Source organism: Caballeronia sp. Lep1P3 (assembly GCF_022879595.1).
GTDB lineage: Bacteria > Pseudomonadota > Gammaproteobacteria > Burkholderiales > Burkholderiaceae > Caballeronia.
This window is the reverse complement of record NZ_CP084265.1, coordinates 1388214-1407816: the sequence shown is the minus strand read 5'-3', so window position 1 is coordinate 1407816 and position 19603 is coordinate 1388214. Positions and strand designations below refer to the sequence as shown.

Sequence of the window (19603 nt, the reverse complement as noted above, 5' to 3'; positions counted from 1 at the left end):
TTCATGGCCCTTCGTTCGCGTCACGCGATGGCGCAACCACGACTGAGAACGTGACTGCGCCCGATGCGTGCGGCTTTTCACCGACTCGATGCCTAAGTTTTAGGCATCCTCGTCGTCGGCGGTTGCAACCATCGCATTGATTAGGTATTCGGTCAAGTCTTCCGCCGGAACGTTCACTTGCGCGTTCTTTTGCGCATCGGCCGTTTCATCGCCCGAACGACGCAACGGCTTCACGCCGATCATGCCCTGCGCGAGTTCGTCCTCGCCGAGCACCACGGCGAACGCCGCGCCGCTCGCGTCGGCCTTCTTCATCTGCGACTTGAAACTCGCCGGCGCGCCGTCCGGGCTGCAATGCAGGATGACGTCGAGCCCCGTGTCGCGCAGACGCTCCGCGACGATGAACGCCTGCTCCGCCGCCCGCTCGCCCTGATGCACGACGTAGACGTCCGTGCCCTCGGCTTCCGGCACGAGGTTCTCTTCCTTCAGCAATTCGAGGATGCGCTCGACGCCCATCGCCCAGCCGCACGCAGCCGTCGGCTTGCCGCCGAGCTGCTCGATGAGCGGATCGTAGCGCCCGCCGCCGGCGACGGTGCCCTGCGCGCCGAGCTTGTCGGTGACCCATTCGAACACGGTCAGATTGTAGTAATCGAGGCCGCGCACGAGACGCGGGTTGATCGTGAACGGAATGTTGTTCGCCTTCAGGAGGCGCTGCACGCCTTCGAAATGCTTGCGCGATTCCTCGCCGAGAAAATCGACGAGCTTCGGCGCGTTCTGCGCGATGTCCTGCATCGCCGGGTTCTTGGTGTCGAGCACGCGCAGCGGATTGGTGTACAGACGGCGCTTCGCTTCTTCGTCGAGCGCATCGACGTGCTTTTCCAGATACGCGATCAGTTCCTCGCGATGCGCCGCGCGTTCTTCCGCCTGCCCGAGCGAGTTCAGCTCGAGCCGGATGCCGGTGAGACCCAGGTCGTCCCACAGACGCTGGCACATCAGGATGATTTCCGCGTCCGTGTCCGGCCCGGCGAACCCGAGCGCCTCGACGCCGACCTGATGAAACTGACGGTAACGGCCGCGCTGCGGGCGCTCGTGACGGAACATGGGACCGACGTACCACAGGCGCTTGGGGCCGTCATACAACAGGTTGTGCTCGATCGTCGCGCGCACGACAGCCGCCGTATTTTCGGGACGCATCGTCAGATGCTCGCCGTTGAGCGCGTCGGTGAAGCTGTACATCTCCTTCTCGACGATGTCGGTCACTTCGCCGATGCCGCGCGTGAACAGTTGCGTATGTTCGACGATCGGCGTGCGAATGTTCTGATAGCCGTATGCGCGCAGCATCGACTTGACGGTGGTTTCGAAGAAGTCCCACAACGCGGCATCCTGCGGGAGGATGTCGTTCATGCCCTTCACGCCACTCAGCTTCGCGAGCCGTTTCTTCTGTTCAGTCATCTGTCTTTAGAGTGATGCCGCGGACGTCTCGACGCGCTGGCCGTAAGTGCGCTCGACGTAGTCGCTAACGATTTGCTGGAATTCTTCGGCGATGCGCTCGCCGCGCAGCGTCTTCGCCTTCACGCCGTCGATGAATACGGGCGCGGCCGGATTTTCGCCCGAACCCGGCAGACTGATGCCGATGTTCGCGTGCTTCGACTCGCCCGGCCCGTTGACGATGCAACCCATGACCGCGACGTGCATCTTTTCGACGCCGGGATACTGGTCGCGCCAGACGGGCATCGAGTTGCGCAGATAGTTCTGAATTTGCGACGCGAGTTCCTGGAACAGCGTGCTCGTCGTGCGTCCGCAGCCGGGACACGCGATGACCATCGGCGTGAACGAGCGCAGCCCCATCGTCTGCAAAATTTCCTGTCCGACGACGACTTCGCCGGTGCGCGCGCCGCCCGGCTCGGGCGTGAGCGAAATGCGGATGGTGTCGCCAATGCCTTCCTGCAGCAGCACCGAAAGCGCCGCCGTCGACGCGACGATGCCCTTCGAGCCCATACCCGCCTCGGTCAGCCCGAGATGCAGCGCGAAGCTGCAGCGTTTGGCCAGTTCGCGGTACACGGCGATCAGGTCCTGCACGCCGCTCACCTTGCACGACAGAATGATCTTGTCGCGTCCGAGGCCGAGTTCCACCGCGCGTTCCGCCGAGCCGACCGCCGACTGAATCAGCGCTTCATACATGACGCTTTGCACTTCCCACGGCGTTGCGCGCGCCGCGTTCTCGTCCATCATGCGCGCGAGCAGGTCCTGGTCGAGACTGCCCCAGTTCACGCCAATGCGAACCGGCTTGTCGTACTTGATCGCGGCTTCGATCATCTGCGCGAACTGCGTGTCACGCTTCGCACCCTGACCGACATTGCCCGGATTGATCCGGTACTTCGACAGCGTTTCCGCGCAGGCCGGATAGTCACGCAGCAGCAAGTGGCCGTTGTAGTGGAAATCGCCGACGAGCGGCACCGTCACGCCCATGCGGTCCAGCTGCTCGCGAATATGGGGCACGGCCGCCGCTGCTTCAGGCGTATTCACCGTGATGCGAACCAATTCCGAGCCCGCTTGCGCCAATTCCTTGATCTGGATTGCCGTGCCGATGGCGTCGGCGGTGTCGGTGTTGGTCATCGACTGCACGCGAACGGGCGCGTCGCCGCCGATGGTGACGAGTTGGCCGCCCCAGCGCACGTCCACCGCATGCGACGCGCGCCGCTGCAACGGACCGCCGAAGACCGGCTCGGTCGAACATATCTTGCTGCTAATCAGGGATTGAGCTTGGGATTGCATCGAAAAACCCTTTGGCCACCGGCGCGCTGCGGGGCAGCGAAGGCCGCTTGGATGAAACCTCGAACGGGCGTCACGGCGATGGCCGCGACGCCCCTGACTTGTCCGCGCGTTGATACGCCGAGTCTAGCCGGCTGGCGTTGCCGTTTTAGGGCAGCGAGAAACGCGCGACGTTTCCGCGGACGGAAGAATACTTTTTGGCGTCGACGGGCGCGTCGTCGATCGACATGGAATCGACGCCCTTCGCGTTCCCGACGGTCACCTTGAACGGCGCCTCGCCCTGAACGCGCTGCGTGCTGCCCGCGCGGACGAGCCCGGAAAACACTTCCTTGCCGTCCTTGCCGCGCACGCTGAACCAGCTGTCCTCTTTCACCTTGAGCTCGACCGCGTGGGTGCCTGCGCCCGTATTCGCGACCGCAGGCGCGGAAGCCGCCGCCGCTGTCGCGGAGGCCGCCTTCGGCGCGGGCGCGGCGACAGCGGGCGCGCTCGCGTTCTGCACCGCCGTGATCGTCGAAGACGATGCCGGCAGCGCGTTCGTGCCGAGCGGACGCGGCATCGGCTGCTCGCCGGGCGCGGCCGCCACTTCGGGCAACGACGCTTCGCCCGTGTTCGCGGCGGCGGCTTCGTCGGGCGTTGCGGCCTGCGAGCTTGCGGGTTTGTCGCTCGGCGTCGCGGCCGAACCGGCGCCCGTAGTCGACTTCAGGCGTGCGAGCCATGCCGAGGAATCGCCGCCGGTGTGCCACATCGCGAGCGCGGCCAGCACGACGACGATCGCCGCGATGCCCCAGAGCCACGAGCGCTTGCGCCCGGAAGAGCTGCCGAGCGGCACGGACACGCGCCCGCGCGGAAGGCCCGCCCCGGACGACGCCGGCACCTTCAGGTTGTGTTCGACAGGCACGCCGTCGCGGCGAAAAGCCTGCGTGAAAGGCGTGGGGTCGGCGCCGAGAATCTTTGCGTAACTACGAACGATACCCGCCGCGAACGTGCGGTCCGGCAACTGGCTGATGTCGCCGTGCTCGAGCGCGGCCAGCTTCTGCGGCGAAACCTTGAGACGCGCCGATACGTCGTCGATCGACCATGCTTTTGCGTGGCGCAGTTGCGCGAGGCGCGCGCCGACAGCCTGCATCGAGTCCAGGGGTCCCACCTGATCCTCGCCCGCTGCCGCCCCTCCGACTCGCACCTGGCCGTCGTGCTGACCGCCAGGCAGATCGCCGGTATGACTGCCGAAAGGCGTCGGGTGTTGCGGCTCACTCATCCCAAATTCCTCGCATCGATTCTTCTTTATAGCGCTGTTGCGCCGCCGAGTTCAAAAAGCACTGAACGATACAACTCCGGCGTTGTTGCAGACCGCTTTATAACAAAATGTTCGGCTTTGCGCGCCCCGAACAGGCGTTCGCTCCATCAAGGTCGCCCGTTGGCCACGCGCTCGAGCCATCGCGCGTCAGACCGCCCGCACCTCGATCACCTTGCTTCCCGCGCGCTGCGTGCGTTCCGCGAGGCGCGTGCGATCCTGCACCGCGCCTGCGAGCTGACCGCACGCCGCGTCGATGTCATCGCCGCGCGTCTTGCGCACCGTCGTGACGACGCCCGCGTCGATAAGAACCTGCGCGAACCGCTTGATCTGCTCGTTCTTCGAGCGCGTGAGGCCCGACTCGGGGAACGGATTGAACGGAATGAGGTTGAACTTGCAAGGCACATCGCGCGTGACGGCGAGCAGCTCGCGCGCGTGCGCCTCGGTGTCGTTGACGCCGTCGAGCATGCAATATTCGAACGTGATGAAATCGCGCGGCGCGACCTTCAGGTAGCGCTGACACGCGGCCATCAATTCGCGCAGCGGATACTTCTTGTTGAGCGGCACCAGCATGTCACGCAGCGGGTCGTTCGGCGCGTGCAGCGACACGGCGAGCGCCACGGGCAAATCCGCGGCGAGCCGGTCCATCATGGGCACGACGCCCGAAGTCGACAGCGTAACGCGCCGGCGCGAGAGGCCGTAGGCGTTGTCGTCTAGCATCAGGCGCATGGCCGGCACGACCGCGTCGTAATTGAGCATCGGCTCGCCCATGCCCATCATGACGACGTTCGTCACGACGCGCTCGCCCTTGCCCGGCCCGCCGACTTCTCGCCCGAGCGACTTGCGCAGCGCGAATTCGGCCATGCGCAACTGGCCGATGATCTCGCCCGTCGTCAAATTGCGGGAAAAACCTTGCTTCCCGGTGGAACAGAACCGGCAATTGACCGCGCATCCCGCCTGCGACGAAACGCACAGCGTGCCGCGCGTTTCTTCGGGGATGAACACGGTTTCGACCGCATTGCCGTTGCCGACGTCGATCAACCACTTGCGGGTGCCGTCGGACGAAACGTGGTCGCTCATGATGTCGGGCATCGCCAGCGTAGCGCGGCCCTTGAGTTTTTCGCGCAGCGATTTCGCGAGATCCGTCATGCCGTCGAAGTCGTCTGCTCCGAACTGATGAATCCAGCGCTGCAATTGCTTGGCGCGAAACGGCTTTTCGCCGAGGCTGCCGCAATAAGCGACGAGGCCCGCGGCGTCCAGATCGAGAAGATTGACGGTGCTGCTGCTCGTCATGTCGAGTTCTGCCATTTCCAGATTGCGAAGCCCGGAGGGATGTCCGGGGCCGTTCGCGCCAATTTCTGCTTTCTAACAACTATGCGTGCGTTGCGGCGCGTTTGACCGCGCCATCGAAGCGGCGCGGCGACCAACGCATGAATTAACGCGAGTAGACGTTCACTTCCGGGAAGAAAAACGCCACTTCCTGACGCGCCGTTTCCGGAGCGTCCGAGCCGTGCACGGCGTTCGCGTCGATGCTGTCAGCGAAGTCGGCGCGGATCGTACCCTTGTCCGCCTTTTTCGGATCGGTCGCGCCCATCAGGTCGCGGTTCTTGGCAATCGCGTTCTCGCCTTCGAGCGCTTGAATCATGACCGGGCCGGAAATCATGAATTCCACGAGGTCCTTGAAGAACGGACGCGCTGCGTGCACCGCGTAGAACTTCTCCGCGTCGGCGCGCGAGAGGTGAACCATGCGAGCCGCGATGATCTTCAGACCAGCGTTCTCGAAACGGCTGTAGATCTGGCCGATAACGTTCTTTGCCACTGCGTCCGGCTTGATAATCGACAGGGTGCGCTCGATCGCCATGAAAAAACTCCAAAAAATTAACGGTTTACGGATTAAAACGAATCTGCAATTGTATCACGAACCAAGGTATCATTGCGATGGAAACCTTACGGCGCCGTAAGCATCAAAGGGTTGCGAGGGCTGGCGCGGCGCCAGTGAAGAAATCGTGGCCGAGCATTGAATTCTGCGCGCGCCGGGGCCATATCGGAGCGGAAATCGGCATTGCAACCGAACGCAGCACGCACCGATGCAGCGCTAAGAATCGTTTAAGTCCGCGGCTTTATCATCGCGTTCGACGGTAAGGGCCGCAAACCGAACGACAGACAATTGGAGCAAGGAGAAACCATGAACGAATCCCCCTACAGCTTTGGCCGTAACGGCAGCGTCACCTCCGCGGAGGTGCGCAACAAGGTGCTGCGCAACACCTACTGGCTGCTCGCGCTATCCATGGTGCCGACAGTTCTCGGCGCATGGGTCGGCGTCGCGACCGGCTTCTCGCTGTTCGCGGCAACCAGCCCGACAATGAGCTTCATCGCGTTTCTGGCCATCGCGTTCGGCTTCATGTTCGCCATCGAAAAGACCAAGGAAAGCGGGATGGGCGTCATCGTCCTGCTCGGCTTCACGTTCTTCATGGGCCTGATGCTGTCCCGGCTCCTGAGTTTCATCCTGGGCTTTTCGAACGGGCCGCAACTCATCATGATGGCCTTCGGCGGCACGGGCGTGATCTTCGCCGGCATGGCGACGATCGCAACGGTCAGCAAGCGCGACTTCTCCGGCCTCGGCAAGTGGCTGTTCATGGGCGTGCTGGTGATTCTGCTGGCCGCGTTCGCGAACATCTTCCTGCAACTGCCGGCGCTGATGATGACGATCTCCGTGCTCGCCATCGTGATTTTCTCGGCGTACATGCTCTTCGACGTGCAGCGCGTCGTGAACGGCGGTGAGACGAATTACATCAGCGCGACGCTCGCGATCTACCTCGACCTGTACAACGTGTTCACGAACCTGCTCGCGCTGCTGGGCATTTTCGGCGGCAACCGCAACTGATCGGCGAATACGCGGCTTCCAATAAAAAACCGGCCTTCGGGCCGGTTTTTTTGTGTCCGCTGAAAGCGCGGCAGCACGTCACGCGCCGCCTCAGTCGCGCTCGAAAAGCGCAATCGATTCGACGTGCGACGTATGCGGGAACATGTTGACGACGCCCGCGCCCTTCATCCGGTAGCCGGCTTCGTGCACGAGCAGGCCGGCATCGCGGGCGAGCGTCGCCGGATTGCACGACACGTAGACGATGCGTTTCGGCAGAGCCGCGTCGTCGCCGCTTTGCGCAATGTCCGCGAGCGCTTTCGACACCGCGAGCGCGCCCTCGCGCGGCGGATCGATCAGGAATTTGTCGAAGGCACCGAGCGCGCGCATGTCCTCGGCGGTCACTTCGAACAGATTGCGGCACGCGAACGACGTATGCCCGTCGACGCTGTTCAACTTCGCGTTTTCGAGCGCACGCGTCGTCAGCGCCTCGCTGCCCTCGATGCCGACGACTTCGCGCGACAGCCGCGCAAGCGGCAGCGTGAAGTTGCCGATGCCGCAGAAAAGGTCGAGCACGCGATCGTTCGGTTCGGGCGCGAGCAACGACAGCGCGCGCGCGACGAGCACGCGGTTGATCTGGTGGTTGACCTGCGTGAAATCCGTCGGCTTGAACGGCATGCGGATGTTGAATTCCGGCAGCGTGTAGGCGAGTTCGCGGTCGAGCGGATAGAACGGGTAGACGGTGTCCGGGCCCTTCGGCTGCAGCCAGAACTGCACGCCGTGCTCGTCGGCGAAAACGCGCAGCAGCGCTTCGTCGGCTTCGGTGAGCGGTTCCAGAATGCGTAGCACGAGCGCGGTCAGATCCGATCCGACCGCCAACTCGATCTGCGGCATGCGGTCCCGAATCGACAGCCCGGCGACGAGGTGACGCAGCGGCACGAGCATCGCGGAAACATGCGGCGGCAGCACTTCGCAACTCGTCATGTCGGCGACGTAGCTGCTCTTTCGTTCGTGGAAGCCGACCAGCACGCCGCCCTTCTTCTCGACGTGCCGCACGGTCAGGCGCGCGCGATAGCGGTATCCCCACGACGGTCCGTGGATCGGCCGGAACATGGTTTCGGCGCGCAGCTTCGCGAGATGCTGAAGGTTGTCCTCGAGCACGCGCTGCTTGACCGCGATCTGCGCGCGCACGTCCAGGTGTTGCATCGAGCAACCGCCGCACGTGCCGAAGAACTGGCATTTCGGCTTCGCGCGGATCACGCTCTCGCGCAACACCTTGACGACCTGCGCCTGTTCGAAGCTCGGCTTCTTGCGATAGCTCGAATAGCTCACCCGTTCGCCCGGCAGCGCGCCCTCGACAAAAATCACCTTCCCCGGCTCGCCGTCCTCGTTGACGGTGCGGCCGACGCCGCGCGCTTCCATATCGAGCGCGTCGATTTCGATTTCCGGCGCGACGAACGAGGGATCGGGCGTAACGGATCTGGCCGGCGCTGCACGGCGGCGATGCGAGTTTTTTCGAGCGGCTTCAGACACCTGCGGACTTCCTGACTGACGTGATGGCAAAGGCGAGATTGTAGACGAACCGTTACGAGGTCATCGTCCGAACGCGGCGAGGTACTCGCCCCAGTGCGGCGAGGCTTCCTGTCCGAGCGCGTTTTTGACGAAATTGATCTCGTCGGCATACTCGTCGGCCGTGAAACCGCCGCGCATCAACTGGAAACGGCAATACATCAAGTACGTGTTCACCACATCCGTTTCGCAATAGTTGCGGATTTCGTTGATGCGGCCGTCGCAGAACGCCTCCCACACCTTGCCGCCGTCCATCCCGAGCTTGCCGGGAAAGCCGCACAGCTTCGCGAGCGCATCGAGCGGCGCGTTGGCCCGCGCCTGATACATCGCGAGGACGTCCATCAGGTCGATGTGCCGCATGTGATAGCGGCTGATGTAGTTGTTGAACTTGAACTCGCGGTCGTCCTGACCGAGGTCCCAGTAACGCGGCGCGGCGATGCCGTGAACGAGCGCGCGGTAATGCAGCACCGGCAGGTCGAAGCCGCCGCCGTTCCATGAGACAAGCTGCGGCGTGTATTTTTCGATCACGCGATAAAACGACTGGATCAGCGACGCCTCGCCGTCGCTCGGAGTGCCGAGCGAGCGCACGCGAAAGCCGTTGTTGTCGCGGAAAACGCAGGAAATCGCCGCGACGCGTTGCAGGTGATGCGGCAGGAAGTCGTTGCCGACGCGCTCGCGGCGCGCTTCGAACGCGTAGTCCGCGACTTCGCGTTCGGAGAGATCGGCGGGCAAATCTTCGAGACGGCGAATGCCGTTGACATCGGGAATGGTCTCGATGTCGAATACGAGAATCGGTGTCATTGAATCGTGCAGAAGTACAGCGATGCGACGCCCTCGCGGGCGCGCATCAAGCGTTAAAGCACGGCGTCCTTGCGAACGCCATTGGAAGCGAAGAAGCGCTTGAGCCGCACGAGCGCTTCCTGCTGGATCTGGCGCACCCGCTCGCGCGTGAGGCCCATTTCGTCGGCGAGTTCTTCGAGCGTGGCCGGCTCGATGTGATTCAGTCCGAAACGCCGCTCGATCACATGCCGATGCTTGTCCGACAAACGCGAGAGCCACAGGCGCGTGAGCGATTCCAGTTCGCGGTGTTGCACTTCGGCATCCGGTGACTGGCTTTGATCGTCGGAGAGCAGGTCGAGCAGGCTGCTGCCGGGATCGAGGTCGAGCGGCGCATCGAGTGAAGCCGTGTGCTCGTTGAGCGCGAGGATGTCGGTGACTTCCTCGGGCGTCTTGCCCGTGAGATACGCGATATCGTCGATGCTCGCGTCGCGTCGCTCGGGCGCGACGGCATCGTTCGAATTGGCGGAATTTTTTTCCAGATGACGCTTCGCGCGCAGCACCTGGTTCAATTCACGGATGACATGCACCGGCAAGCGCACCGTGCGCGCCTGATTCATGATCGCGCGTTCGATGCTCTGGCGAATCCACCACGTTGCATACGTCGAAAAACGAAACCCGCGCGTCGGATCGAATTTTTCGATTGCGTGCATGAGTCCGAGATTGCCCTCCTCGATGAGATCGAGCAGCGGCACGCCACGGTTCAGATATCCCTTCGCGATACTGACGACCAGCCGCAGATTGCGCTCGATCATCACCTGCCGCGCCTCGAACTCGCCGGCTTTGGCGAGGCGCGAGTAACGCTGCTCTTCCTCGACGGTAAGCAGCGGCTTCACGCTGATGCGGTTCAGGTAGTGCTGGATGGTATCGGCCGTGAGTTCGGCCTGAAGCAGCGAGCGGAAATCGTCGGCTTCGGGGGCGGAACCGTTTGCGCCTTCGCCGCCTTCCGCACCTTCGTCCGCGCCCTTGCCGCGGCTCGCGCCTTCTTCGTCCGAATCGACGTCGACGTCGATGTTCTCGGCGTCGTCGTCGCGGGTCGAAGCGCCGTTTTCCACCGACACTTGCAAAGGTCGGCTGATCGTCTCAGTCTCGGCTTGCGGCAGGCGGCGCTTCGTTTTCGGCATGATGGCTCCGCATTATTGCGGCGGCAAATACTTCAGTGGGTCAACAGGTTTTCCCTGCCGGCGAACTTCGAAATGCAACATCACACGGTCCGAATCGCTGTTGCCCATCTCAGCGATCTTCTGCCCTTTAGTCACCGCGTCTCCCTCTTTTACCATCAAAGCGCGGTTATGTGCATACGCCGTGAGAAAAGTCGCATCGTGCTTGATGATAATGAGATTGCCGTAGCCGCGCAGCCCATTTCCGGAGTAGACAACTCGTCCATCCGCGGAAGCGTTGACCGGATCGCCCGCCGCACCGCCGATATTCAAACCCTTGTTCTTCGCGTCGTCGAACGTGCCGATGACGGGGCCGCGCGCCGGCCAGATGAACGCCGGTTGAGCCGCCGCCGCGGTATCGGTGCCCGGCGTCGTGCCCGCTGTCGTGCCAGGCGTCGCACCCGGCGTCATGCCGACCGCCGCGCCCGGCGCAGCACCGATGCCCGAACTCGGGCCGTAGTACGGCGGCTGTGCCGCTCCGGTTGAAATGCCCGGTTGCTGCGCACCGCCGAGCGGCTGCGCCTGCACCGCGCCGCCCGCGATCGGAGCCGTCGAAACGCCCGGCGTCGCCGCGGCGACATTCGCCCCCGGCGGCGCCACGCGCACGAGCTGACCGACCTCGATCTGATTCGGGTTCGTCAGATTGTTCCAGGCGGCGATATCGTGATAATTCTGACCGTTTTCCAGTGCGATCCGATATAGGGTGTCGCCCGGCTTCACGCGGTAATAACCCGGCGGCGGCGGCCCGTTGGAGGCGGCCGCCTGCGCGGCATCGGTGCCGATGGGCGCGCCCGTCTTGTCGACCACGGGCGCCATGTCCATGCGCGTGGAACACGCCGCCAGGGCGGACAGCGCCAGGACGCACACGCCGCGCTGCGCCGCCGTCAGGCGAACGTCCGCACGCCCTTCTCGGAAAGCACGCAAGATACTCATCGGTGTCAAATCACTCCGGATTTTAAAGGTACAAAGAAAACGCGATCCAGTTGCGACTCGCGCCATTGCGTCGCGGAAACGCGCGTGACGAGCGTCAGCACTTGCGACTGCGCCGTCTGCGAACCGACCGGCGCGACGAGCCTGCCGCCGACCGCGAGCTGGTCGAGCAGCGCCTGCGGAACGTCGAGCCCCGCGCACGCGATCACGATCGCGTCGAACGGCGCGGCGGCGGGCAGACCCAGACGGCCATCGCCATAATGCAGCCGGATATTCGGCACGCGCAGCGGCCTGAGATTGAGCTTCGCGCGCTCCGACAGCGGGCGCACGCGCTCGATGGAATACACCTCGGTCGCCACCTGCGACAGCACCGCCGCCTGATAGCCGCAGCCGGTGCCGATCTCGAGCACCTTGTCGAGCGTTCGCCCCGACGCGACCAGTTCGATCATGCGCGCGACAACCGAAGGCTTCGAGATGGTCTGATGATGCCCGATGGGCAGCGCGGCGTCCTCGTAGGCCTGAGCCGCGAGTCCGGGATCGACGAACATGTGGCGCGGCACCGCGGACATCGCGTTGAGCACGCGCGTGTCGCTGATGCCGTTCCCGCGCAGCCGTTCGACCATCCGCTCGCGCACCCGTTCCGAGGTCAGCGTCTGCGTGCTCGTCAGCGCGACGTTGGGGGCGGGATTCGGCGCGGCCTTCTTCGCGGTGGCGGCCGGCTTGGGATTCGTGCTGAAATTCGGCTCGCGTTCGGCCGCACGCTGCGCGGTGCGCAACGCGCTCGTGCGCGGATGCGGCGCCTGCGCCGGACTGCGGGTCACGGCTGAAACCGGTTTTCCATTTGCGCTCGCCGCCTTCGATGCAAAAGCCGACGCAGCCGACACGCCTTTCTGTACAGCGGGCGCCGATCGCAAAGCGCCGGAGGCCGCAGCGGACTTGACGCGCGATGCGTCGGCGCGGCCGGCGGGCTTGCGCGGCTCGCGTACCAGATCCGCGAGCGCCAGCGGAAAGCGCTTGGCGCGCTCGTCGGTCATGAGCGGCGGCTCCCGGCGCGCGCCCATTCGCGCGTCTCCGCCATGAGCTTCGTGTGAGTCAGATCGAGCTGCAGCGGCGTGATCGACACATAGCCGTTCGCGACCGCGTGGAAATCGGTGCCTTCGCTTGCGTCGAGCGCATCGCCCGACGGGCCGATCCAGTAGATCGGATTGCCGCGCGGATCGTTCTGCCGGATCACCGGCTGCGAAGGATGGCGCTTGCCTAAGCGCGTCACGCGCCATTCGCCGAGTTGCTCATACGGCAGGCTTGGAATATTGACGTTCAGCAACGGATGACCGGGCATCGGATGGTCGAGAAAATGCGCGACGATTTCCGCCGCCACGCGCGCCGCATCTTCGAGATGAAGCCAGTCGCGGCCAACGAGCGAAAACGCGATGGCCGGAATGCCGAACATGAAACCTTCGGTAGCCGCCGCGACGGTGCCGGAATACAGCGTGTCCTCGCCGACGTTCTGCCCGTTGTTGATGCCCGACACGACGAGATCCGGCCGCGTCTCCAGCATGCCGGTGAGCGCGATATGCACGGAATCGGTCGGCGTGCCGTTCACGAAATTGAAACCGTTCGGCGCGCGATGGATGCTCAGGGGCCGCGACAGCGTGAGCGAGTTGGACGATCCGCTGCAGTTCTGCTCGGGCGCCATCACGGTCACTTCGCCGAGCGGCTGCAAGGCGTCGTGCAGCACATTGATGCCGCGCGCCAGATAACCGTCGTCGTTGCTGAGTAGGATTCGCATCCGACGATTGTAACCGAGGAAAGATGGCGCGCGGACGAGCGGCCGGCCTCGCGCAGGCCGCGCGCGCTGTCATAAACTGAGGCACACGACAACAGGAGACGCCATGCGCGCCGTTCGCTGCAACCAGCACGGATTACCCGATTCGCTCACCATCGAAACGCTGCCCGACCTGCATCCCGGAGCAGGCGAACTCGTCATCGACGTGAAGGCCGCGAGCGTCAATTTTCCCGACGTGCTCATCATTCAGAACAAGTACCAGTTCAAGCCGCCGCTGCCGTTCACGCCGGGCGCGGAGTTCTCGGGCGTGGTGCGCGAAGCCGGCGCGGGCGTCACGCGCTTTGCGCCCGGCATGCGCGTGGCGGCGTACACGGCGCAAGGCGCGTTCGCGGAACAGGCGCGCGCGGCGGAGACCGCATGCATCGCCCTTCCCGATGACGTCGCTTTCGCCGATGCCGCCGCGTTCACGCTCGCCTACGGCACGTCGTATCACGCGCTCGTCGATCGCGGCGCGCTCGAGGCCGGCGAGACGCTGCTCGTGCTCGGCGCCGCCGGCGGGGTCGGCCTCGCGGCGGTGCAGATCGCGAAGATCGTGGGCGCGCGGGTGATCGCGGCGGCGTCGAGCGCGCAGAAGCTCGCGTTCTGCCGCGAGCACGGCGCGGACGATGTCATCGACTATACGAAGGAAGACTTGCGCGAGCGCGTGAAGGCGCTGACCGGCGGCAACGGTCCGGACGTCGTGTTCGATCCGGTGGGCGGTGCGTATGCGGAGCCGGCGTTTCGCAGCATTGCGTGGCGCGGACGCTATCTCGTCGTCGGCTTCGCCAATGGCGAAATTCCGAAGCTGCCGTTCAATCTCGCGCTGCTCAAAGGCGCGAGCATCGTCGGCGTATTCTGGGGCGATCACATGCGGCGCGAGCCCGCGCTCGCCGAACTCGAATTCGCGACGATGGTCGAGTGGATCAAGGCGGGCAAGCTGCGCCCGGCCGTGACGCGGCGCTACACGCTGGACGAAGCGCCGCAGGCGCTCGACGACATGATGAATCGCCGGGTGACAGGAAAAGTCGTGATCGAACCTTGAGCATGCGACGGCGCACGCATGCGTCGGGCGACGGCCGTCACTTGCCCGACGCTGCCGCCGCGTAAGGGCGCACCGCGTGCTCGTCCGCCGCGCGCAACGCGTCGAAGCCCGCCATCACGCGCGGCACGGTCAGCAACTGCTTCCAGAGACGCTCTCTTAGGCCGGCTGTCGGCACCACGGAAGGCGGCAGCACGACCGCGCCCGGCCCCCAGCCGGGACGCCACGAACGCGCGAGTCCCCGGCGCATGAAAAGCGTGAGCGTGGGCACGCCTATCGACGATGCGAGATGCCCGAGTCCCGAATCGTTGCCGATGAACCACGCCGATTCCGCGATCCACGTCGCCACTTCGCTCAGGCGCGAGAGCGCATTGATTTCGCAGCCTTCTTCGGCGATATCGGCCCAGGCGGGAAGCTCGTCCGGCGCGACGAGAAAGCTGGGCGTGAGGCGGCGACGCGCGAGCGCCCGCGAGAGCGCGAGAAACTTCGCACGGCTCCACATTTTTTCCGGATGGCTGCCCGTCGGATGGATCACGACGCGATCGGCGACGCGCGCGCGCACCACGCCCGGCGGCACGACGAGGCCGTTGCCGCGCGTCACGTCGCGCAGACCGAGGATGTTCTCCGCGATATCGACGATGCGGTCGATCATGTGCTTCGAGCCGCCATACTGCGGCATGCGCGCGAGACACAGCGTCTGCCCCGAGCGGCTCAACGCGGCGCCGTAGCGGGTCGGCAAGATTTCGATGACCACGTCGAAGGCGCCCCGGCAGGCGTCCGGCTCGCCCACCGTCGCGTGCGGAAACCAGTCTTTCAGGTGCTCCGCCACCCAGCCGAACACGACCGGGCTGATGCCGTTACGAACGAGGTTATGGACGAGGACGAGCCCGATGAGGCTGTCACCGATCGCCTGCGGCAGCGCCACCGCGACCGAGTGGCCGGGCTGCAGCTTCATCGCGCCCCTCGCGCCGACGCGTGGATGGGCGCCGCGGCGAGGACGAACGGCCGCTTCGGGACACGGAAGGAGCGTGCTGGCATGAGCTTGAGATTCGTTGCTTCTGACGAGGAGGCGCTGACGCCGTGGATGCGCTCAAAGCGCCCGATGCGCTGAAGGCGCACGGCCGGACGGAGCTTTCGTTGTTGAACGGCGAGAACTTAACCGATCTCGCAGGCCCCGTCTGGCACGTTTTGTCGCTGATTTATCGGAGAAGTTCGCGGAGAAGTTCGCGGAGAAGTTCGCGACGCCCAAAAAAATCGCGAGGCGCGCGAGGCGTAAGCCATGCGGCCTAGAGCTTTTCCGTCTCGCCGGTCTTCGGCTGCCACTTCATCAGCCGGCGCTCGAAGAGGCCTACCAACCCGTCGAGCACGAGCGCGAACGCCGTCAGCACGAGAATGCCCGCGAACACCGTGTTGATGTCGAAGGTGCCTTCGGCCTGCAAAATCAGATAGCCGACACCGCGCGCCGAGCCGAGATACTCGCCCACCACCGACGCCACGAACGCCAGCCCCACCGACGTATGCAAGCTCGAAAACACCCAGCTCGTCGCACTGGGAAGGTACACGTAGCGCAGCAACTGCTTGCGGTTCGCGCCGAGCATGCGCGCGTTGGCGAGCACCACGGGGCTGACTTCCTTCACGCCCTGATAGACGTTGAAGAAGACGATGAAGAACACGAGCGTCACGCCGAGCGCGACCTTCGACCAGATGCCGAGCCCGAACCACACCGCGAAGATCGGCGCGAGAATCACGCGCGGCATGGAGTTGGCGGCCTTGATGTACGGGTCGAGCAGCGCGCTCGTCGTCGGCGCGAGCGCGAGCCACAGGCCGACCGCGAGCCCGAACACCGTGCCGATGACGAACGCGAGCACCGTCTCGATCAACGTCACCCAGAGATGAATGTAGATTTCGCCGGTCGCGAACCACTCCCAGATTCGCACGAGCACCTTCTGCGGCTCGCCGAAGAAGAACGCGGCCTTGCTCGCGTCGTCGAAATAGAAAGGCGGAAGGAGCGTCGGGCTGGTCAGCACGTACCACAGCACGAAGCAAACGACGAGCAAAAGCCATTGCCATACGACAAGGTTCGAACGATTCGGGCGCAGCTTATTCCACATGATCCTTTTGCCTCAACTGCTGCTGATAGCCCTTCAAAACTTCTTCGCGCAGCACGCCCCAGATTTGCGCGTGCAGTTCGACGAAGCGCGGATGCGAGCGAATCTCGGCGACATCGCGCGGGCGCGGCAAGTCGATCGCGAACTCGCCGATCGGATGCGTGCCCGGCCCCGCCGACAGCACGACGACGCGATCGGACATCGAAATCGCTTCGTCGAGATCGTGCGTGATGAAAAGCACCGCCTTGCGCTTGGCCGCCCAAAGGTCGAGCAACTCGTTCTCCATTAACTGGCGCGTCTGGATGTCGAGCGCGGAGAACGGCTCGTCCATCAGGACGATGTCGGGATCGAGAATCAACGTCTGCGCCATCGCGACGCGCTTTCGCATGCCGCCCGACAACTGATGCGGATAGCGGTCGCCGAAGCCGCCGAGTCCGACGCGCTTCAGCCACGCTTCGCCGAGCGCATTCGCCTCCTGCCTGGATACGCCACGAAACGCGAGCCCGGCGGTCACGTTGTCGAGCGCCGAGCGCCAGGGCATCAGTCCGTCGGCCTGAAACATGTAGCCCGCGCGTGCATTGATGCCCTTGAGCGGTTCGCCGAACACGCTGACAGTGCCCGACGAAGGCGGCAGAAGCCCCGCCGACACGTTGAGCAGCGTGGACTTGCCGCAGCCGGTCGGACCGACGACCGACACGAATTCGCCCGGCGCGACGGTTAGATTCGTATCCCGAACGGCCGTGTAGCGGTGCTTGCCGCCCTCGCGCGAGGCGAACGTACAGGTCACGTCCGCGAGCGCAAGCGCGTGCTTGGCTGTCGTGGTCATCGGTCAGACCTTGACCGTCGCGAGCGCCTTCTTCACGAAGTCGTTGGTCCACGCCTTCGACAGGTCGATCGGCTTGCCCTTCACCGTTTCGTCGAAGGCCTGCAGCGTCCTGAGCGACGTCGCGGGGCCGTCCTCGGGCATCAGGCCGTCCGGCGAAAGCGCTTCCTTCACGTGCTGCCACGAATCCAGATACAGCGCGCGGTCGCCGAGCAGATAGCTCTCGGGGACGGTCGCGATCAGATCCTTGCCCGATGCCGCCTGCAGCCACTTCAGCGCGCGCACCATCGCGTTCGCGAGCGCCTGCGTCGTGTTCGGATTCTTGTTGATGAAGCTCTGCGACGCGTACAGGCAGCCGGCCGGCATGTTGCCGCCGAACACGGTCTTCGTATCGGCGAGCGTGCGCGTGTCCGACACGATGCGGATGTCGCCCGCGCGGTCGAGCTTGGTCATGACGGGATCGAGGTTCGCGATCGCGTCGATCTGGCCGGATTCCAGCGCGGCGATCGCGCCCGCTCCCGCACCGACGCCGATGAACGACACGTCCGTCGCCTTGAGCCCGGCCTTCGCGAGCACGAACGACGCCATGATCGATGTCGACGAGCCCGGCGCGGTCACGCCGATCTTCTTGCCCTTCAGGTCCGCGACCGACTTGTAGTTCGGCATCGTTTTCTTCGATACCGCCAGCACGATCTGCGGCGCGCGTCCTTGCAGCACAAACTCGCGGAAATACTGACTCTTCGCCTGCAGCAGGAGCGTGTGCTCGAACGCGCCGGACACGACGTCGGCGCTACCGCCGACGGCCGCCTGCAACGCCTTCGCGCCGCCCGCGAAATCCGCGATTTCGACCTCGAGCCCTTCGTCCTTGAAATAGTTGCGGCGCTCCGCGATGGTGAGCGGCAGATAGTAGAAGAGATTCTTGCCGCCGACCGCGATCGACACCTTCGTCTGCTCGGGCTTGCCCGCGGCAAATGCGACCGGCATGCCGGACACCACACCACCCGCGAGCACGGCGCCGCTCGCGATGAACGTCCTGCGTTTCATCGTTGTTGTCTCCTGTCGGACGGAGCCGGCGCTTGTGCGCTTAACCCCGATCCCATTTTTTATGCAACGCGGTTGCGATTTTTTGTTCTTTGCGCGCTCGAGGCGAACGTCAGGCGACTCAGATCACCTTGGCCGCCCTCAGCCGCGCAATATCGTCGGGATGATACCCGAGCGTTTGAAGTACTTCATCGGTGTGTTCACCGAGTCCCGGCCCGAGCCAGCGCGTTTCGCCCGGCGTTTCGGAGAGCTTCGGCGTGACGTTGGGCAGCGTGATCTCGCGCCCGTCCTGCCACGGAAAGCGTTGCAGCATCTGCCGCGCGATGTATTGCGGATCGGCGAACATGTCCGCGACGCTGTAGATGCGACCGGCCGGCACGTCGGCGGCGTTGAGCACGGCGAGCGCCTCGTCGATGCTGCGCGTCGAGAGCCATGCGGCGATGGCGTCGTCGATTTCCTGCGTGCGCGGCACGCGGCCGTCGTTCGAGGCGAGCGCGGGGTCGTTCGCGAGATCGGGGCGGTCGATGGCGGTCATCAGACGCTTGAAGATGGGATCGCTGTTGCCGCCGATCACGACGCTTCCGTCGCGGCACGGATACGTATTCGACGGCACGATGCCCGGCAGCGATGCGCCCGTGCGCTCGCGCACGAGCCCGTAGACGCCGTACTCGGGCACCACGCTCTCCATCATGTTGAAGACGGCCTCGTAGAGCGCGACATCGACCACTTGGCCCTTGCCGCCGTTCACTTGCCGATGATGCAGCGCCATCAACGCGCCGATCACGCCGTGCAGCGCGGCAATCGAATCCCCGATGGAGATGCCGATGCGCGGCGGCGGCAAATCCGGATAACCCGTGATGTGCCGCAGGCCGCCCATCGATTCGGCGATCGCGCCGAATCCCGGACGATCGCGGTACGGCCCGGTCTGTCCGTAGCCTGAAAGCCGCACCATCACGAGGCCGGGATTCTCGGCGGACAAGGTTTCGTAGCCGAGACCGAGCTTTTCGAGCAGGCCGGGCCGAAAGTTCTCGACGACGATATCCGCTTCCCTCGCGAGCCGCCGCACGATCTCCTTGCCCTCTTCCGCTTTCAGGTTGACGGTCACGGACTTCTTGTTGCGCGCCTGCACCGCCCACCAGAGCGACGTGCCGCCCACTTCGGGATAGAGCTTGCGCCACTTGCGCAGCGGATCGCCGCCATTCGGATCTTCGATCTTGATGACATCCGCGCCGAATTCGCCCATGAAGCGCGCCGCGAACGGCCCCGCGATGAGCGTGCCCAGTTCCAGCACCTTGACGCCGGCGAGCGGTCCGGTCGTTGCGCCCATGTCCTGTCTCCTTGAGTTTTTATA

At 64.5% G+C, this 19603-nt stretch carries 19 protein-coding genes; 2 read left to right on the top strand and 17 right to left on the bottom strand.

Annotated elements, in window-relative coordinates; genetic code table 11:
• Positions 1 to 99 precede the first annotated feature (99 nt).
• The 6 genes from hisS to LDZ27_RS28990 form a co-directional block, all read right to left on the bottom strand.
• Positions 100 to 1449, bottom strand: a complete 1350-nt coding sequence (hisS, locus tag LDZ27_RS06630) for a histidine--tRNA ligase (RefSeq protein WP_244815890.1) — start codon at positions 1447 to 1449, stop codon at positions 100 to 102.
• A 6-nt stretch (positions 1450 to 1455) separates the two neighbouring features.
• Positions 1456 to 2772 (bottom strand): flavodoxin-dependent (E)-4-hydroxy-3-methylbut-2-enyl-diphosphate synthase, encoded by a 1317-nt coding sequence (gene ispG, locus LDZ27_RS06625; RefSeq protein ID WP_244815889.1) that lies wholly within the window; start codon positions 2770 to 2772, stop codon positions 1456 to 1458.
• A gap of 145 nt (positions 2773 to 2917) precedes the next feature.
• Positions 2918 to 4024, bottom strand: coding sequence for a RodZ domain-containing protein (locus LDZ27_RS06620; RefSeq protein WP_244815888.1), 1107 nt, complete (start codon positions 4022 to 4024; stop codon positions 2918 to 2920).
• Positions 4025 to 4210: 186 nt separating this feature from the next.
• Positions 4211 to 5353 carry a 23S rRNA (adenine(2503)-C(2))-methyltransferase RlmN gene (gene rlmN, locus LDZ27_RS06615; RefSeq protein WP_244816057.1) on the bottom strand — a complete coding sequence of 381 codons (1143 nt, stop codon included), beginning with the start codon at positions 5351 to 5353 and terminating at the stop codon, positions 4211 to 4213.
• A gap of 142 nt (positions 5354 to 5495) precedes the next feature.
• On the bottom strand, positions 5496 to 5921 hold the full coding sequence (ndk, locus tag LDZ27_RS06610; protein WP_244815887.1) for a nucleoside-diphosphate kinase: 426 nt from the start codon (positions 5919 to 5921) through the stop codon (positions 5496 to 5498).
• Between the two features lie 69 nt (positions 5922 to 5990).
• Positions 5991 to 6128, bottom strand: coding sequence for a hypothetical protein (locus tag LDZ27_RS28990; protein WP_370653373.1), 138 nt, complete (start codon positions 6126 to 6128; stop codon positions 5991 to 5993).
• Between the two features lie 117 nt (positions 6129 to 6245).
• Between LDZ27_RS28990 and LDZ27_RS06605 the strand changes: the two genes are divergently transcribed.
• Positions 6246 to 6944, top strand: coding sequence for a Bax inhibitor-1/YccA family protein (locus LDZ27_RS06605; protein WP_244815886.1), 699 nt, complete (start codon positions 6246 to 6248; stop codon positions 6942 to 6944).
• 90 nt (positions 6945 to 7034) lie between these two features.
• Here LDZ27_RS06605 and rlmD read toward each other — a convergent pair whose 3' ends face one another.
• The 6 genes from rlmD to surE are packed head-to-tail and all read right to left on the bottom strand — an operon-like array spanning position 7035 to position 13205.
• Complete coding sequence (gene rlmD / locus LDZ27_RS06600; protein ID WP_244815885.1) at positions 7035 to 8453, bottom strand: 23S rRNA (uracil(1939)-C(5))-methyltransferase RlmD; 1419 nt, start codon at positions 8451 to 8453, stop codon at positions 7035 to 7037.
• Positions 8454 to 8513: 60 nt separating this feature from the next.
• The gene (locus LDZ27_RS06595; RefSeq protein ID WP_244815884.1) at positions 8514 to 9290 is read right to left on the bottom strand and encodes a 3'-5' exonuclease; all 777 of its coding nucleotides are present in this window, start codon (positions 9288 to 9290) and stop codon (positions 8514 to 8516) included.
• Positions 9291 to 9343: 53 nt separating this feature from the next.
• Positions 9344 to 10450: an RNA polymerase sigma factor RpoS gene (gene rpoS, locus LDZ27_RS06590; RefSeq protein WP_244815883.1), complete on the bottom strand. Its 1107-nt coding sequence runs from the start codon at positions 10448 to 10450 to the stop codon at positions 9344 to 9346.
• Positions 10451 to 10462: 12 nt separating this feature from the next.
• Positions 10463 to 11419 (bottom strand): peptidoglycan DD-metalloendopeptidase family protein, encoded by a 957-nt coding sequence (locus LDZ27_RS06585; protein WP_244816056.1) that lies wholly within the window; start codon positions 11417 to 11419, stop codon positions 10463 to 10465.
• Positions 11420 to 11424: 5 nt separating this feature from the next.
• Positions 11425 to 12450, bottom strand: a complete 1026-nt coding sequence (locus tag LDZ27_RS06580) for a protein-L-isoaspartate(D-aspartate) O-methyltransferase (protein ID WP_244815882.1) — start codon at positions 12448 to 12450, stop codon at positions 11425 to 11427.
• On the bottom strand, positions 12447 to 13205 hold the full coding sequence (gene surE / locus LDZ27_RS06575) for a 5'/3'-nucleotidase SurE (protein WP_244815881.1): 759 nt from the start codon (positions 13203 to 13205) through the stop codon (positions 12447 to 12449). The genes LDZ27_RS06580 and surE overlap by 4 nt, the downstream gene beginning before the upstream one ends.
• Before the next feature lie 103 nt (positions 13206 to 13308).
• On the opposite strand from surE, the gene LDZ27_RS06570 reads away from it, so the two are divergent.
• Positions 13309 to 14283: an NADPH:quinone oxidoreductase family protein gene (locus LDZ27_RS06570; RefSeq protein WP_244815880.1), complete on the top strand. Its 975-nt coding sequence runs from the start codon at positions 13309 to 13311 to the stop codon at positions 14281 to 14283.
• 37 nt (positions 14284 to 14320) lie between these two features.
• Here the strand turns inward: LDZ27_RS06570 and LDZ27_RS06565 are convergent, their stop codons facing one another.
• The 5 genes from LDZ27_RS06565 to LDZ27_RS06545 all read right to left on the bottom strand — a co-directional run bounded on the left by LDZ27_RS06565 (position 14321) and on the right by LDZ27_RS06545 (position 19579).
• On the bottom strand, positions 14321 to 15235 hold the full coding sequence (locus LDZ27_RS06565; protein ID WP_244815879.1) for a glycosyltransferase family 9 protein: 915 nt from the start codon (positions 15233 to 15235) through the stop codon (positions 14321 to 14323).
• Positions 15236 to 15566: 331 nt separating this feature from the next.
• Positions 15567 to 16391 (bottom strand): ABC transporter permease, encoded by an 825-nt coding sequence (locus LDZ27_RS06560; RefSeq protein WP_244815878.1) that lies wholly within the window; start codon positions 16389 to 16391, stop codon positions 15567 to 15569.
• The gene (locus LDZ27_RS06555) at positions 16381 to 17214 is read right to left on the bottom strand and encodes an ABC transporter ATP-binding protein (protein ID WP_244815877.1); all 834 of its coding nucleotides are present in this window, start codon (positions 17212 to 17214) and stop codon (positions 16381 to 16383) included. The genes LDZ27_RS06560 and LDZ27_RS06555 overlap by 11 nt, the downstream gene beginning before the upstream one ends.
• A 3-nt stretch (positions 17215 to 17217) precedes the next feature.
• On the bottom strand, positions 17218 to 18255 hold the full coding sequence (locus tag LDZ27_RS06550; protein WP_244815876.1) for an ABC transporter substrate-binding protein: 1038 nt from the start codon (positions 18253 to 18255) through the stop codon (positions 17218 to 17220).
• Positions 18256 to 18373: 118 nt separating this feature from the next.
• Positions 18374 to 19579: a CaiB/BaiF CoA-transferase family protein gene (locus LDZ27_RS06545; protein ID WP_244815875.1), complete on the bottom strand. Its 1206-nt coding sequence runs from the start codon at positions 19577 to 19579 to the stop codon at positions 18374 to 18376.
• Between the last annotated feature and the right edge of the window lie 24 nt (positions 19580 to 19603).

What these genes read in the sequence shown, in the direction of transcription:
- ispG (WP_244815889.1), bottom strand. Translation starts at nt 2,772, where the DNA reads ATGCAATCCCAAGCTCAATCCCTGATTAGCAGCAAGATATGTTCGACC.
- LDZ27_RS06620 (WP_244815888.1), bottom strand. Translation starts at nt 4,024, where the DNA reads ATGAGTGAGCCGCAACACCCGACGCCTTTCGGCAGTCATACCGGCGAT.
- LDZ27_RS06580 (WP_244815882.1), bottom strand. Translation starts at nt 12,450, where the DNA reads ATGACCGACGAGCGCGCCAAGCGCTTTCCGCTGGCGCTCGCGGATCTG.
- rlmN (WP_244816057.1), bottom strand. Translation starts at nt 5,353, where the DNA reads ATGACGAGCAGCAGCACCGTCAATCTTCTCGATCTGGACGCCGCGGGC.
- LDZ27_RS06595 (WP_244815884.1), bottom strand. Translation starts at nt 9,290, where the DNA reads ATGACACCGATTCTCGTATTCGACATCGAGACCATTCCCGATGTCAAC.
- LDZ27_RS06550 (WP_244815876.1), bottom strand. Translation starts at nt 18,255, where the DNA reads ATGAAACGCAGGACGTTCATCGCGAGCGGCGCCGTGCTCGCGGGTGGT.
- LDZ27_RS06565 (WP_244815879.1), bottom strand. Translation starts at nt 15,235, where the DNA reads ATGAAGCTGCAGCCCGGCCACTCGGTCGCGGTGGCGCTGCCGCAGGCG.
- LDZ27_RS06570 (WP_244815880.1), top strand. Translation starts at nt 13,309, where the DNA reads ATGCGCGCCGTTCGCTGCAACCAGCACGGATTACCCGATTCGCTCACC.
- ndk (WP_244815887.1), bottom strand. Translation starts at nt 5,921, where the DNA reads ATGGCGATCGAGCGCACCCTGTCGATTATCAAGCCGGACGCAGTGGCA.
- rpoS (WP_244815883.1), bottom strand. Translation starts at nt 10,450, where the DNA reads ATGCCGAAAACGAAGCGCCGCCTGCCGCAAGCCGAGACTGAGACGATC.
- LDZ27_RS06545 (WP_244815875.1), bottom strand. Translation starts at nt 19,579, where the DNA reads ATGGGCGCAACGACCGGACCGCTCGCCGGCGTCAAGGTGCTGGAACTG.
- LDZ27_RS06585 (WP_244816056.1), bottom strand. Translation starts at nt 11,419, where the DNA reads ATGAGTATCTTGCGTGCTTTCCGAGAAGGGCGTGCGGACGTTCGCCTG.
- LDZ27_RS06555 (WP_244815877.1), bottom strand. Translation starts at nt 17,214, where the DNA reads ATGACCACGACAGCCAAGCACGCGCTTGCGCTCGCGGACGTGACCTGT.
- LDZ27_RS06605 (WP_244815886.1), top strand. Translation starts at nt 6,246, where the DNA reads ATGAACGAATCCCCCTACAGCTTTGGCCGTAACGGCAGCGTCACCTCC.
- LDZ27_RS06560 (WP_244815878.1), bottom strand. Translation starts at nt 16,391, where the DNA reads ATGTGGAATAAGCTGCGCCCGAATCGTTCGAACCTTGTCGTATGGCAA.
- hisS (WP_244815890.1), bottom strand. Translation starts at nt 1,449, where the DNA reads ATGACTGAACAGAAGAAACGGCTCGCGAAGCTGAGTGGCGTGAAGGGC.
- surE (WP_244815881.1), bottom strand. Translation starts at nt 13,205, where the DNA reads ATGCGAATCCTACTCAGCAACGACGACGGTTATCTGGCGCGCGGCATC.